The organism is Psychrobacillus sp. FSL W7-1493 (assembly GCF_038004905.1).
Taxonomy (GTDB): domain Bacteria; phylum Bacillota; class Bacilli; order Bacillales_A; family Planococcaceae; genus Psychrobacillus.
Genome location: NZ_JBBOSB010000001.1, coordinates 500,569 through 515,125 on the forward strand (window position 1 = coordinate 500,569; position 14,557 = coordinate 515,125).

The following is a 14,557-nucleotide window of genomic DNA, read 5'->3' on the forward strand; positions in this document are numbered from 1 at the left end:
GTCGGGGCAGGGATAGGCGGTTGCGCTTTTCTTGTTTGTCATTGTGGAACAAAAATCAACCATCATTCAAATATATATTTGAATGATGGTTGATTTTAGAATTGTCCGAACATATAATAGAGGAACAATCAAACAACTATTTGAATGAGGTGCTCAAATGCAGTCGAAGGATGTATGTGAAGTAACAAAAGTAAATGAAACAATAGTAGAAGAGGTAAAACAACAGATTCCAGATTTAACAAAGCTAGTCATGCTCTTTAAAGCATTAGCGGACGAAACAAGGCTTAAAATTGCCTATGCTTTAACGGTTGAAGAGGAGTTATGTGTTTGTGACGTAAGCGAAATAATTGGCTCATCAGTGGCAACTGCATCCCATCATCTTCGTTTTCTTAAGGACTTGTCTTTAGCGAAGTCTCGACGTAAGGGAAAACTCGTTTATTACTCTTTAGCAGATCATCATGTTAATGAGCTTGTTAAGATTGCATATGAGCATTCTATAGAAGAGGTGGAAACATGAATAACGTAGAAAAAAAGGAATATCGTTTAGAAAACTTATCTTGCGCCAATTGTGCGAGGAAGTTTGAAAATAATATAAAAAGTCTTCCAACTGTACAGGAAGCAACCGTTAACTTTGGAGCAGCTAAAGTTTCTGTCATAGGCGACGTAACTGTCGAGGAAATAGAAAAGGCAGGTGCCTTTGATGGCATCAAGATTGTACCTGTTTCGCAACGAAAACTAGAAAAGATCCCTTTTTTAAAACGCAAAGAGAACGTTGTAACATTGATATCTTTAATATTTTTAATAGGAGGAGTCATTGCTTCTTTTGTTTATGAGGAATCTCATCCTGTAGCTCTTTCCTTATTTGTATTATCCATCGCAATCGGTGGATTTAACTTATTTAAGGGAGGGTTTATCAACTTAACACGCTTTTACTTTGATATGAAGACACTAATGACAATTGCAATAATTGGTGCTGCCATCATTGGAGAATGGCGCGAGGGAGCGGTTGTTGTCTTCTTATTTGCATTAAGTGAAGCTTTAGAGGCATATTCCATGAATAAGGCTAGGCAATCGATTAGTGAATTAATCGATATCGCTCCACCGACAGCAATTGTACGTAGGAACAATGAGTTAATCGAATTAGATACCGAGTTTATACAAATTGGTGACGTGCTAATCGTGAAGCCCGGACAAAAAATTGCAATGGACGGGATTGTATTAAAAGGAAGCTCAACAGTAAACCAGGCATCCATTACTGGGGAGTCTGTTCCTGTAGTTAAAACAAAAGGGGAAGATGTTTTTGCAGGTACGCTAAATGAAGAGGGCTCACTAGAAATCGAAGTAACGAAACGTGTAGAAGATACCACCATAGCCAAAATTATTCATTTAGTGGAAGAAGCGCAAGCGGAAAAAGCCCCTTCTCAACGTTTTGTAGATAAGTTTGCAAAGTACTACACCCCTGCGATAATTGGAATCGCATTTTTGGTGGCGATTATTCCTCCACTTCTAGGTGGTGACTGGAAGCTGTGGATTTACCAAGGTCTTGCTGTTTTAGTTGTAGGCTGTCCTTGTGCCTTAGTAGTATCAACGCCAGTCGCGATTGTTACAGCGATTGGAAATGCGGCAAAGCATGGTGTGCTGATAAAGGGTGGGGTTCATCTAGAGGAAATTGGACGAATCGAGGCAATCGCATTTGATAAAACGGGTACTCTGACAAAAGGCTATCCAGAAGTAACATATGTAGAAGCAGCTTCTTCAAAGGATTTTATCCAAAATATAATGTCTATTGAAGCGTACTCTCAACACCCACTAGCTAAAGCTATTGTGGAGTATGGTGCTAATAACAGTATCCATCCAATTGAAGTGGACGAATTTAAATCGATAACAGGGAAAGGTGCGGAAGCAGTCGTAAATGGTATAAAATGGTCAGTAGGTAGCGTTGCTTGGATAAAAACGATAAGTTTAATTTCAGAGGATGCTCTCCGAAAGGTTGAGAAACTTCAAATCGAAGGAAATACGGTAATCCTTGCAACAGAGGAAGGGGTCTATAGAGGCTTCGTTGCCATTGCAGACCCAATACGTTCTACTAGCAGTAAGGTGTTACAAAATTTAAAGGATATTGGGATAAAGCATACTGTTATGCTGACTGGTGACGATCCAAATACGGCAAATGCTATTGCTGCTCAACTAGGGATAACCGATGTGAAAGCAGGATTAATGCCTGATCAAAAACTAATTGCTATTGAGAGATTAAAAGAAAAGTACGGAGCAGTTGCTATGATTGGAGATGGAGTTAATGACTCCCCAGCACTAGCTGCTGCCAATGTCGGCATAGCTATGGGAGGAGCAGGAACGGACGCAGCATTGGAGACGGCGGACGTTGCGCTAATGGCCGATGACTTAGAAAAATTACCTTATACTATTAGCTTGAGTAGAAAAGCATTGCATATTATTAAAGAAAATATTATGTTTGCATTAGGGTTAAAGATTATAGCTCTTCTTCTTATTATTCCTGGTTGGTTAACGCTATGGATTGCCATATTTGCAGATATGGGGGCTACATTGCTAGTAGTCTTAAACTCTTTACGATTATTAAATAAGTTTAGCAATGGAAAAGAGCTTGAAGAAACACAGAAATAATAAGACAGTGCAAACAGGATCTTCGGTGCTCGCTTATCGCTCTCTCAGCGGAAAGCGTCCGCCGAGACCGAAAATCAATTCTATTTTATTTTTATCAAAGCATATAACTTTCATTATTGTTTTAACTAAAAAGAGGACGAGATATATTATCACTAGGTTTGGAGGGTTATCAATGAAGCTTACAGAATGGACGATGGAAGAGCAAGAGCAACTGATACATTTTATGACAACGAACACATGGCCATATCATGGGAATTCTCATCCTGTACGAGAGTTGATTGAAAAGACGATTGAAGAGGGTGGATATCAATCTGATGAAGTAAAAACTTTTTGGGTGGAGAATGATCAAGATGAAAAAGTTGGAATTGTAAAAATCTATGATTTACAGGATGAAATTCCTCTTTTTGACTTAAGAATAGCGGATGAAGCCAGAGGAAGAGGATATGGGCCACTTGCTTTAAAAAAGATTACTGAATATGTATTTAATCTTCCAGAAGGGAAAATTCGCTTAGAGGGTCATACGCGCCAAGACAATTTTGCCATGAGAAAAACGTTTGAGCGTGCAGGCTTTGTTAAAGAAGCACAGCTGCGTCAAGCATGGTTTTCACCTAAAGAAGGATCGTACTACGATGCAGTTACATACGGAATGACGAGAGACGATTTTATAAAAGGAACTTCGACTCCAGTAAAGTGGGACGATGACTTTCATATTATCGAAAAGGTAAAAGAAGAATTGGTCTTCCCAAAAGAATTTTATACGGAAAGATTAATCATCCGAGCACCTAAAGTCGCGGATGCAGAGGCAGTTCAAAAAGCAGTGCTAGCTTCTCAGCATGCATTAAAGGACTGGATGCCTTGGGCACAAGAAAAGGAGTCGCTTGAGCAAAGAGTTCAAAATCTTCGTCAGGCAGTAGCAGATTTTATCACTCGCAAGGATCTTCGGCTGCATTTGTTTTTAAAAGAAACAGGAGAATTCGTCGGATGTTCTGGACTTCATCGAATTGATTGGGATGTTAGAAAGTTTGAGATTGGCTATTGGATAGATAGTAAATTTGAAGGTAAGGGCTTGATGACTGAAGCAGTTGAACGTATTACTACGTTTGCCTTTGAGGAGTTAAAAGCTAATCGAGTTGAAATCCGTTGTGACAGTGAAAATGTAAGAAGTCGTTCAGTTGCTGAAAGATTAAATTACACACTAGAAGGGACTCTTCACCATGATTCCTTATCTGCTGATGGTAAGAGATTAAGAGATACTTGTATTTATGCAAAGACAAAAAGATAAGGGGTTGCCTAATGGCAACCCCTTTTGTCAGACGGCTCGTCTACCAGTGACAAGTTGAATTACAAAAATAATACCTGCAATAATTAATAGCGTATGGATTAATCCTCCACCAAAGTCTAAAAGTAGGCCTAACAACCATAGCACAATAAGTACTACGACAATGCCCCATAAAATTCTACCCATTATAAGTCATCCTTTCTTCTTAAAATTATTAATACGTGTTATTATTAATTAGATACCCCGAGGTATTACAGGTTAAACATAAATAATAATTTTTGAATAATGAAAGAAGGATAGAATTGTTAACAAACGTTATGGAAGAAATCGTTCAGAGCCTTGTGAGAGTATTGATGAGAGGGTCAGAATATCAAACGTTTTGTAAGTGTCCTCAATGTGAATTAGACATTATTGCATTAAGCTTAAATACACTTCCGACCCATTATGTAACGACTGAAAAAGGGAGAAAGGCTGTTTTTGAACGGATGAATACATTAGAAAACTTAGAGTGGATTAATAAAAGAATTATCCATTCTATTCATGTCGTTGGAAAATATCCTCATAGATAAAAAGAGCCTTGTCTTACGATAAGGTTCTTTTATACTTTAGTGCGAGGATTGAGTAATTCTATGTGAGAGTATAATAAAAGAAGTGGACTAGCTATACTAACGGTAGTAATTTTAATTACTTAAAAGCTATGTTAAAGTTATTGGTTGATTTTAACTAAACATTTCTTTTGATTCCGTCTGTACAATTTAAATGACTATTTATAAAAAATTTTTGAAGTGTGTTGGAGTCATTTTTACGGCTTTGTTTATACGAATGATTTATAAATAGAACTATATAAATTAAAGCCGTTCTCCATTTATTGATTGGAGCGCCAGACGGCGACTCCTGCGGGATGTGTGAGACAGATAAGACATCACAACCACGCGCGCAAGCGATGGGTGATGGCTTATCGCTCACCCCGCGGAAAGCGTCCGGTTGGCGCGAAAATCAATTCTACTTGCCTTGCCGATTTAGAGCACATCATAAATCAACCCTAGCCTTTAACCTAGCCTACTTAAAAAGGTAAGACCCTAACTTAAATTGAGAAGGCCGGCCTATTGTAGTAAAATAAGTAAGAACGGATGAAAGGAAGATTAATATGCCAACACCAAGCATGGAAGACCATATAGAACAAATTTATATACTTATTGAACAGAAGGGTTATGCTCGTGTGTCTGACATTGCAGAAGCATTATCAGTACTGCCATCTTCGGTAACCAAAATGGTTCAGAAATTAGATAAAGATGGATTTTTAATATATGAAAAATATCGTGGACTTACTCTAACAAACAAAGGGATGAAACTAGGAAAAAAGCTAGTAAAGCGTCATGAGTTGTTAGAGGATTTTTTACGTTTAATCGGTGTAGAAGAAGAGAATATTTATGCAGACGTAGAAGGAATCGAACATCATTTAAGCTGGAACTCTATAGACCGAATTTCAGACTTAGTTCTTATATTAGAAGACGATACTTCTATTCAAACAAAGCTACTAGAGCTAAGAAGAGACTTAAACGACTAAATGTAATGACTATAAAAGTTTATCTTACAATTGAATAGGTTATAAGGGAATTAGAAAAGGTACATAAACTCACAAATTAAGCGAATTCAAATCATATATTTGGAAAAGAATATAAGTAAGCTACACTAAATCTCCGAAATAGGAGAACACTCTAATTTTACGGAGAAAACAAAACTATAGATTTATAAATAGTAGGTAAAGACCAACCAAAAAGTATGGTCAGAAGGAGAGCGGTAACTTTGACAGAATTATTATCAGGTGAAATTTTAAAATTACAAGTAAAATCCAAGGAAGGATCCAAATGGATTCTTCAGCATAAAGACACGGAAATAGCTTTAAATGCTTCGGAGGCGCCAGAAGAACTCAAAGAGGATGATACACTTGAGGTTTTCCTATTTGTGGATAGAAGAGGTAATCTATCTGCAACTACTCAGCTACCTTCCATTCAAAAAGGGACATATGGCTGGGCAAGAGTGATTAAGGTTTCAGATAAAGAAGGTGCATTCGTCGATATCGGCACTTCAAAAGAGGTTCAGGTAAAGGCTGAGGATCTACCTAAAATAAAAGAGTTATGGCCTGCTCAAGGAGATCATCTCTATATGACCCTACGTACGGATAGAGAAGGGGAGCTTTTTGGTCGATTGGCAACAGAAGATCGAGTAGAGGAGTTGTACATTGATGCACCAACAACTCTTTTAAATAGCAACCTGCAAGCTAGACCATATCGACTCCTACCTGTAGGCACATTTTTGCTAAGTGTCCCGGAAAACTATCGCGTTTTTGTTCATGAATCTGAACGTGTAGAAGAACCAAGATTAGGACAAGACCTAACTGTTCGTATCATTGATACTAAGGACGACGGCTCGCTAAATGGATCATTATTGCCTAGAAAGCATGAGCGTTTAGGTGACGATGCAGAGTCAATCTATCGTTATTTAAATGATGTTGGTGGTAAAATGCCGTTTACGGATAAATCATCACCTGAGGAAATTAAAGAAATGTTTTCGATGAGTAAGGCAGCCTTTAAACGTGCCCTAGGTAAACTAATGAAAGAAAAGAAAATTATTCAACAGGACGGTTGGACTGAATTGAAGCAATAGGATTAGATAATAAGGAGGAAAAGCATCGATAATTATCGGAACTTTTTACTCCTTTTTACGTACTAATGATAGTACCAACCAAGAGAAAGGGGTTTTAGGGGAATGAAAAAAGTGGTACAAGTATGGTTAGCTATTTTTCTTGTTGTAGGAGTTTTAGCCAATTCCAATGTAGCGTTGGCAGATACAAATGGAGAAACAGGAACCGAAGTAGTCAATGAAAAATTTGGTGCACCGATTGTTGTATACGGAGGAAACCTGACTGACGACCAAAAGAAAAGTGTAAGAGAAAGCTTAAAAATTACAGATAAATCAGATGTACAAGAAATTGTTGTGACAGGAAAAGATTTAGCCACCTATTTAAAAGATGGTGATGCCTCAGCAAGAATGTTCTCATCTGCAAAAATAACTAGAAAAAATTCAGGTTCAGGTCTTGTTATTAACATAGTGACACCTGATGATATTACAGAAGTAACTGCTGATATGTATGCTAATGCAATGCTTACAGCAGGAATTGAGGATGCGGTGGTAGATATTGCAGCTCCAAAGCCGGTAACAGGACATTCTGCTCTAGTTGGTATTTACAAAGCCTATGAAGTTACTGGGGGAGAGCTAGACCCAGAACGGACAGATGTAGCAAATGAAGAGTTATCAGTGGCAACGATTCTTTCTAAGGATGCTGGAGTAAACGAAGAAGAGGTTACAGAGCTTTTAACAGAAATTAAAAAGCAAATTGCTGAGCAAAACCCTGCCTCTCGTGAAGAAGTAGAGAAAATAGTTTCGGAACAGCTTTCCAAATTGAAGATTGAGCTATCAGATAAAGATCGCCAATTGTTAATTGACCTGATGGACCGTATACGTCAGTTGGACATCGATTTTAGTAAATGGTCAGATCAGTTAAATGACTTTAGTAAAACTATTGAAGAGAAGTTTAATCAAATAAAAGATAACGAAGGATTTTGGCAAAGTGTAAAAGACTTTTTCAATAATCTAATCGATTCTATTCGTTCCGTTTTTAGTTAAATGGAACCCCAGGAGTCGCCGGCTCCTCTCTAAACAATAAGAATAGAGAAATTTTTAATTAGAAATCAGTTACCTTTAAAAGAATTAAAGACGTGAAATCAATTTGCTGATTTCACGTCTTTTAATTTATCTATTAGTTATGTCTCATCCTCTTACCACAAATAAGTTAGAAATTTGCATTAAAAAATTGTATTTGATAAAATAGGTATTATAAATATCTCGAATTCGAGATAAATGGAGGTCATCATATGAAATTGGCTGGAATTCACCATGTTTCTGCTATAAGCGCCGATATAAGTAAAAATCATGATTTTTTTACAAGGATATTGGGGATGCGTTTGGTTAAAAAAAGTGTAAACCAGGATAATCCATCATCGTATCATTTGTTTTATGCTGATGCAGTAGGGACTCCTGGAACGGATATGACGTATTTTGACATACCAATGGCAGGGAGAACATATCCTGGAGTGTCAAGCATTAGTAACACGGGGCTTCGTGTAAAAAGTGAGGCAGCTTTGCAATTTTGGAAAAAGAGATTACATGATCTTGAAGTTCCTCATGATGAAATTTCCGAAATGTTTGGTAGAAAAACTCTATATTTTGAGGATTTTGAAGGATCAAGGATGAGACTAGTTGTAGATGACGGCAATGGAATTCCATTTGGGGAGCCATGGATAAAGGAAGAGATAAGTGGAGAAAATGCTATAGTAGGCTTAGGTCCGGTTACACTTACTTTAAAAAATCCAGAGCCTACAAAGAAAGTTTTAGAGCAGATATTAGGATTCACTTTAATTGGTTCTTACCCCTCTGCTATTACCGATGCACCTGATATTCAAGTGTACTCTGTAGGAAAAGGTGGTCCAGCAGGAGAAGTTCATATTGAAACAAGAGAAGATTTACCAAGAGAGAGACCAGGAAGAGGAAGTGTTCATCATGTGGCATTTCGTATTCCTCATATGGATGATTACCCTAAATGGGAAGAATTCCTTCGAGCAAAAGGCTATACAACCTCGGGCCTTGTAGATCGGCATTATTTTAAAGCAATCTACTTTAGAGAGCCTAACGGAATCTTGTTTGAGCTTTCTACAGATGAACCTGGATTTGATACAGATGAAAAGCAGGAAATGCTAGGTGAAAAATTGGCCTTACCTCCTTTCTTAGAGCCACGACGTAAAGAAATTGAGGCAAAGTTACGTCCGTTGTCAATTAATAAATAGTTGTGTTAAGATTCATAAAAAGGAGTGTGTGATAATGGATTTTCAATATAAAGAACTTGGCAATGATGTATTTGCCTATCAAGTAATAGAAGATGGGGAAAGACTTGGTGAAATTACGTGGACCCTGCTAGGAGACGTGATGGTTATGGACCATACTTTCGTTTCAAGTAAGCTTAGAGGCCAAGGAATTGCAAAAAAACTATTAGATAACGCCGCTTCCTATGCACGAGAAAACGATTTGAAAATGGAGCCTGTTTGCTCATACGTAGTAGATGCATTTGCTAAATCTGATGAATACGACGACTTAAAGGCATAATAAAAGGCAATCCTCTTTTAACTTAGTTTAAAGTGGATTGCCTTTTACGTTTTAGTAATTAAATGGATGTGAATAGCACTAGAATACCAGTTAATGCGGATGCACCTGCCAATGTATATAAGAAGTCTGTTTGATTAAAGATCAATTTCTTTTCCATGTTAATCTTCCTTTCTATTTGGTGTTAATAATAAAATACCCGTTTTTTGCAGACTGAAACAGGTTTATTAAAAATAACTCAGGGAAATTGATGATTAAATGAAACTTTTTTAAATTGCTTTCGTACAATAGCTATGTCAATTAATAATAGGGGGTAGAAAAATGATTTCAAGAACAGGAGAAGTAGTATTAGGAATTATCGGAGCAGTTTTTAATGTAATTGCAATCATACTAGTTTCTTTACTTGTCATTAACGGCAGTACAGCATTTGAAGACGAGGAATTTTCAAGTGCTTTAGAACAAGAAATTTTTAATGATCCACAACTAACTGCTGAAGAAGCTGAACAAGCTTTAGGTTTTGCTGAGATGTTTGTAGACTTATTTGGAGTTCTTGGCTGGGCAGCAGTAGTTGTATTCGTAATCAGTTTAATCTTTAACATTTTAGGAATCGTATTTGTTTCTAAAAACAAAAAACCAAAGCTAGCAGGTATCATGTTTATATTAGGTGGAGTTTTTGCAGGAATTATTTCCTTAACATCTATCATTTTATACGTAGCTGCAATTATGTGTTTTGTTCGAAAGCCACCAGTTAAATTTGAAGAAGAATATACTACTGAACAAACATATTAAAAAAACACCGGCTTAATAAGCCGGTGTTTTTAATGGAAATAAATATTTTGCTGTAGACAATGGATGGCCTTCAAAGTATTCATCAAACTCCTCGAGACATTCAAAGCCAAAGTGTTCGTAAAAAATACGAGCAGGTTCATTTTTGCTTTCTACATAAACAAATAATTGTTTTCCGACGGACATATGGTTAACGCCAGCCTCTAACAGCTTCCTCCCGTATCCCATTTTTTGAAACTCTGGGAGTACGTAGATCGCTGTAAGCTCGGCATCACCATCTTCGTCTACATAAGTAAAGTTAGCAAAGCCTACAGCTTCACCTTTATATTCAGCAATTAAAAAAATTGTTTTTTCTATACGCTTGGCTATCATCATCGGAGAATAAGCTTTTTCTAAAAATATTTTCTGAATGTTTTCTGGTATTATATCTTTATAAGTATCATTCCAACTGACCTGTGCGATCTGTTGTATAGTAGGAATATCTTTTAACGTAGTCGCCCTTATCATTTGAAACACCTCTTTTAGCTTTTTGTAAGCATAACAAAATTTCTATCAATCTTCTATAAGTAAAAAGAAAAAAATTGAAAATAAACATTTTTACATAGGAGGCAAACATGTCCTGGGAGTTAAAGAAATTTAGTGAATTAGATACTCATAATCTTTATGAAATACTAAAACTTCGTGTAGAGGTTTTTGTTGTTGAGCAAAACTGTCCATATCCAGAACTAGACGACTGTGATCAACAAGCTCTTCATCTTTATCTTAAAGAAAATAACGAAATTCTTGCTTATTGTCGTATTCTACCTGCAGGTCTCAAGTATGACGAATGCTCTATTGGAAGGGTAATTGTTAGGGAACAGGCAAGAGGAAAAGGTTACGCACGGGTGCTTATGCAAAAAGCTATAAACATAATTGAAACTTCTTGGAACGTTCCGTGTATAAAGCTATGCGCTCAAAGTCACTTACAACATTTTTATCAATCCGTAGGTTTTCAAACAATTAGTGATGAATTTGATGAGGATGGTATACCTCATGTATATATGATTAGGTCAAAAAATTAATAAGTGTTATATTGTACTTATTAGGGTATACACATCTTATAAATATATAGGAGGTAATAAATATGGCGAAAAATAGATCACTCTTATTGGCGGGACTTGCAGCTGGGGCTTATGCCTATTTCCGGAAAAAAGAAAATCGTGATAAGGCAATGGAAGCATTTAATAATACGAAAGATAAAGTAAATTCTTTCATGGAAGCTCAAAAGCAAGGCACGAATGAGGAAGAAACAGGAAATCCTAATCCTTACCATGAAGAAGATAATAATATGGTGAACGAGGGAGCCATGACAAGCGTCCAGTATTACAATGAGGAAGAAGCTGAAGCTACTCCAAACTCAGTTTCTGACAAGGATATAAAACCAGAAGATAAATAAACTTTGAAAAAAAGGTGCCTAATAGGTGCCTTTTTTATTTTACATATATAGATATTACTGTATAATTTCTAAAAAATACCTTTAAAATTTATATGGTGAATAATGGTACTTAGGTTCTATCTGGTTTCTCCACAAAGGAATTTCTCATTTCTATATTGTTCCTTTGATTGAATTAGCATTTATCTATCACTGCCGCAGTTTCAAGATAGGATATTTAGGGTACGAAAAAGAAACGAGTATATTTTAAAGGAGGAAGCAAAAAAATGAAAAGGGCAATGTTAATTTATAATCCTTCTGCTGGGCGAGAAGAAGCAAAACAATTTAAAGATAGAGCAATTGAAGTATTAACGAATTTAGGTTTTGATGTGACGGTAAAAGAAACACAACAGCAGGATGATGCCACACATTTTGCTGAAATGGCTTGTACTGAAAAAATGGACTTTTTGTTAGCCATGGGTGGAGACGGTACGATAAGCGAGGTAGTGAATGGTCTTGCTGAACGAGAAGACCGACCTTTATTCTCTTTTGTCCCCCTCGGTACAGTGAATGATTTTGCAAGGGCTCTTGGCATTCCGCTTGAACCAGACATTGCAATAGAAGCGCTTAAGATGACCAATACGGAACAAGTTGATGTAGGAAGAATCGGTGATAAGTACTTTGTTAATGTAGTAGCAATAGGAGATATTGCTAGTAGTGTTGCAGATACTCCTGTGGAACAAAAAACGAGGTATGGATCTATGGCCTACTTAATGGCTGGGGCAAAGGCAATCATCTCGAATGAAGAGGTAGAGATGACAATTACCCATGATCACGGTTCATGGAAAGGGACATCTATATTAGTTTTAGTTGCCCTAACCAATTCTGTAGGTGGATTTGAGAACTTGGTTAAATCTGCTAAAATTGATGATGGGAAAATGCATGTCTTTATCATAAAACAAGCAGGATTAGCGGCAATCGCTCGTATGGGAACAAAAGTAATGCTAGGAACACTAGGGAAGGATGAGGGAGTAGAGACTTTTACTACCGAGGAGCTCCGAATAGAATCGAATCGTCCATTATTTTGCAACGTAGATGGTGATCAAGGAGACTGTACTCCTCTTGATATACACATTCTTCCTAGACATTTGGAAATGCTTTTACCTAAAAAAACAGAAAGTAATTAAAAGTCTAGTTTTTTACTATAAAATGTTATAAAATGATTCTACATCCCTATTTAAAAGATAGGTACAAATGGACTATAAATTTGACTGGAAAGATGAGGTACTTATGGATAATACAGAAAAAATATTCTTAGATTACTTCACAAAAGCCTATGCCAAAGAAATGGGTATTACTAATAGAGTAGAAGGTCTTGATAAATTTTTTGAATTAGAAAAGAAACTATTCTTAGATATGTATTCTTTTGAAATTGAGAGAGCGAAAAAGGTATTAAGAGAAATCATTGACTTAATAATCGCTACGAATAACAAGCAAATGATTCAAAATGTAAAGTACTATTACATACAATTATCCGCTGTTATGGCTAGAAAGTTGTATGAGAGCCAGGTTCCGCTTGATAAGGTAATGGCCTTTAATAATGCTAGCGTGGAAATTATAGATACGAAGATGAGTGATGCACAGTTTTTGCAGTGTGCAGATGAGCTAGTAGAATTCTTTGTTATGGTAATTACTGAGAGGAAAAAACCTTCCTTTGGGCACCAGACAGTAAATAAGGTAATTCTTTATATTAATGATGAAATTGAAACAAATCTAACAGTAGAAGATATCGCCAAACAATTTAATATTAGTACCAGCCATCTCTCTAGAATTTTTAGAGAACATACTGGAGTAACCTTGGTAGAATACTTAAATATTAGAAAGGTAGAAGAGTGCCAATACTTTTTACGGCATACAAACAAATCAATATCAGAAATCTCTAATTCATTCCACTTTTGTAATCAGAGCTATTTCACGCGTATCTTCAAAAAATACACGAGTCTTACTCCTAAGCAGTTTAGAGACCATCAAGAACATCCTAATTTTAAGTATAATTTTCCAAAAGAGCCCAAAACTTATTAAAGGTTTGTCTAAGTAATATTTGAAAAATAGCTTCATAGAGGGTATACTCGAGATAGTTTGAAAAATGAAGGTGAAGCGATGAAGAAGAAAATCAGTTTATTCACTATCCTTATTTTTGCAACAGTCCTACTAAGTGGCTGTTCAGGAATAGAAAACAAAGAAGGCACTTTTTACAATATATTTGTTCGACCTTTTGAGTTTTTAATTGAATTTTTTGGAGACATTTTTAACGGTAGTTATGGGATGGCAATCATTGCTATTACTATTCTTATTCGTTTAGCCTTAATGCCCTTGATGCTTAAAAATTATAAGAATCAACAAGGTATGAAAGAAAAAATGGACAAGCTCAAACCAGAGATGGATGAGATTCAAAAGAAGCTAAAAGAAACAAAATCAAAAGAAGAACAGATGGTACTACAACAAGAAATGATGGGCTTATACCGTAAGCATAATGTGAATCCACTAAACATGGGTTGCTTACCAATGTTGATTCAGATGCCAATAGTTATGGGATTATATTTTGCGATCTTATATTCAGCAGATATAAAATCACACGAATTTTTATGGTATAACTTGGGGTCACCTGATATCGCTATGACGCTTATTGCTGGGGCTGTATATTTTGCACAAGCAAAAGTTTCTCTATGGACAGTGCCTGAGCAACAGCAACAACAAATGAAGTTGATGGTTTATATTTCACCGATCATGATTATGTTCATCTCGTTCAGTTCTATGGCAGCATTACCGCTATATTGGGCTGTAGGTGGTATCTTGTTAATATTCCAAACATATTTAGGTCGTAAATTTTATTCGAACCATCCAGAAAAAGCAGAAGAGTCTGTATAAAAGAGAGAGGAGCTTTTTGTAAAAAGAGCTTCTTTTTTTAATGTCTAGCTCCATCGCCTTGCCCCTCGGGGTCAAATGGATAAAAGCTCCGGTGGCTGAGGAACTGCCTCCTCGCTTTTCTCCATTTGCTGTCGGGGCAGACATAGTCGGTTTCGCTTTTCTTGTTGTCTAGCTCCACCGCCTTGCCCCTCGGGGTCAAATGGATAAAAGCTCCGGTGGCTGAGGAACTGCCTCCTCGCTTTTCTCCATTTGCCTGTCGGGGCAGACATAGGCGGTTTCGCTTTTCTTATGAAAAA

The 14,557-nt window shown here is 36.6% G+C and carries 17 protein-coding genes; 15 read left to right on the forward strand and 2 right to left on the reverse strand.

Annotation, left to right across the window (positions count from 1 at the left end):
- The first annotated feature begins 157 nt into the window (after positions 1–157).
- From MKX96_RS02525 to MKX96_RS02535, 3 genes are all read left to right on the forward strand, one after another.
- Positions 158–517 carry an ArsR/SmtB family transcription factor gene (locus MKX96_RS02525; RefSeq protein WP_340881741.1) on the forward strand — a complete coding sequence of 120 codons (360 nt, stop codon included), beginning with the start codon at positions 158–160 and terminating at the stop codon, positions 515–517.
- On the forward strand, positions 514–2,640 hold the full coding sequence (locus tag MKX96_RS02530; RefSeq protein WP_340881743.1) for a heavy metal translocating P-type ATPase: 2,127 nt from the start codon (positions 514–516) through the stop codon (positions 2,638–2,640). The genes MKX96_RS02525 and MKX96_RS02530 overlap by 4 nt, the downstream gene beginning before the upstream one ends.
- Before the next feature lie 172 nt (positions 2,641–2,812).
- The gene (locus MKX96_RS02535) at positions 2,813–3,922 is read left to right on the forward strand and encodes a GNAT family N-acetyltransferase (protein WP_340881745.1); all 1,110 of its coding nucleotides are present in this window, start codon (positions 2,813–2,815) and stop codon (positions 3,920–3,922) included.
- 27 nt (positions 3,923–3,949) lie between these two features.
- Here the strand turns inward: MKX96_RS02535 and MKX96_RS02540 are convergent, their stop codons facing one another.
- Entirely contained in the window at positions 3,950–4,105 is a 156-nt protein-coding gene (locus MKX96_RS02540) for a lmo0937 family membrane protein (protein ID WP_169361363.1), read from the reverse strand.
- 116 nt (positions 4,106–4,221) lie between these two features.
- On the opposite strand from MKX96_RS02540, the gene MKX96_RS02545 reads away from it, so the two are divergent.
- The 7 genes from MKX96_RS02545 to MKX96_RS02575 all read left to right on the forward strand — a co-directional run bounded on the left by MKX96_RS02545 (position 4,222) and on the right by MKX96_RS02575 (position 9,925).
- The gene (locus MKX96_RS02545; RefSeq protein WP_340881746.1) at positions 4,222–4,488 is read left to right on the forward strand and encodes a late competence development ComFB family protein; all 267 of its coding nucleotides are present in this window, start codon (positions 4,222–4,224) and stop codon (positions 4,486–4,488) included.
- Positions 4,489–5,066: 578 nt separating this feature from the next.
- Positions 5,067–5,486, forward strand: coding sequence for a transcriptional regulator MntR (gene mntR, locus MKX96_RS02550; RefSeq protein WP_169361364.1), 420 nt, complete (start codon positions 5,067–5,069; stop codon positions 5,484–5,486).
- 239 nt (positions 5,487–5,725) lie between these two features.
- Positions 5,726–6,586: a CvfB family protein gene (locus MKX96_RS02555; protein ID WP_340881747.1), complete on the forward strand. Its 861-nt coding sequence runs from the start codon at positions 5,726–5,728 to the stop codon at positions 6,584–6,586.
- 102 nt (positions 6,587–6,688) lie between these two features.
- Positions 6,689–7,606: a DUF1002 domain-containing protein gene (locus MKX96_RS02560; RefSeq protein WP_340881748.1), complete on the forward strand. Its 918-nt coding sequence runs from the start codon at positions 6,689–6,691 to the stop codon at positions 7,604–7,606.
- A 248-nt stretch (positions 7,607–7,854) separates the two neighbouring features.
- Complete coding sequence (locus tag MKX96_RS02565) at positions 7,855–8,823, forward strand: ring-cleaving dioxygenase (protein WP_340881749.1); 969 nt, start codon at positions 7,855–7,857, stop codon at positions 8,821–8,823.
- A 10-nt stretch (positions 8,824–8,833) separates the two neighbouring features.
- Positions 8,834–9,139, forward strand: coding sequence for a GNAT family N-acetyltransferase (locus MKX96_RS02570; RefSeq protein WP_251553354.1), 306 nt, complete (start codon positions 8,834–8,836; stop codon positions 9,137–9,139).
- Between the two features lie 318 nt (positions 9,140–9,457).
- Positions 9,458–9,925 (forward strand): DUF4064 domain-containing protein, encoded by a 468-nt coding sequence (locus tag MKX96_RS02575; RefSeq protein ID WP_340881751.1) that lies wholly within the window; start codon positions 9,458–9,460, stop codon positions 9,923–9,925.
- Between the two features lie 12 nt (positions 9,926–9,937).
- On the opposite strand, the gene MKX96_RS02580 is transcribed toward MKX96_RS02575, so the two are convergent.
- Complete coding sequence (locus tag MKX96_RS02580; protein ID WP_340881753.1) at positions 9,938–10,429, reverse strand: GNAT family N-acetyltransferase; 492 nt, start codon at positions 10,427–10,429, stop codon at positions 9,938–9,940.
- A 107-nt stretch (positions 10,430–10,536) separates the two neighbouring features.
- On the opposite strand from MKX96_RS02580, the gene MKX96_RS02585 reads away from it, so the two are divergent.
- From MKX96_RS02585 to yidC, 5 genes are all read left to right on the forward strand, one after another.
- Positions 10,537–10,983: a GNAT family N-acetyltransferase gene (locus MKX96_RS02585; RefSeq protein ID WP_340881756.1), complete on the forward strand. Its 447-nt coding sequence runs from the start codon at positions 10,537–10,539 to the stop codon at positions 10,981–10,983.
- Between the two features lie 62 nt (positions 10,984–11,045).
- Positions 11,046–11,357: a hypothetical protein gene (locus tag MKX96_RS02590; protein ID WP_340881757.1), complete on the forward strand. Its 312-nt coding sequence runs from the start codon at positions 11,046–11,048 to the stop codon at positions 11,355–11,357.
- Between the two features lie 263 nt (positions 11,358–11,620).
- Entirely contained in the window at positions 11,621–12,520 is a 900-nt protein-coding gene (locus MKX96_RS02595) for a diacylglycerol/lipid kinase family protein (protein ID WP_340881758.1), read from the forward strand.
- A 103-nt stretch (positions 12,521–12,623) separates the two neighbouring features.
- A complete protein-coding gene (locus MKX96_RS02600; RefSeq protein ID WP_169361373.1) occupies positions 12,624–13,415 on the forward strand; it encodes an AraC family transcriptional regulator in 792 nt (263 codons plus the stop codon).
- A gap of 78 nt (positions 13,416–13,493) precedes the next feature.
- Positions 13,494–14,261, forward strand: a complete 768-nt coding sequence (gene yidC, locus MKX96_RS02605; protein ID WP_169361374.1) for a membrane protein insertase YidC — start codon at positions 13,494–13,496, stop codon at positions 14,259–14,261.
- Positions 14,262–14,557: the final 296 nt, after the last annotated feature.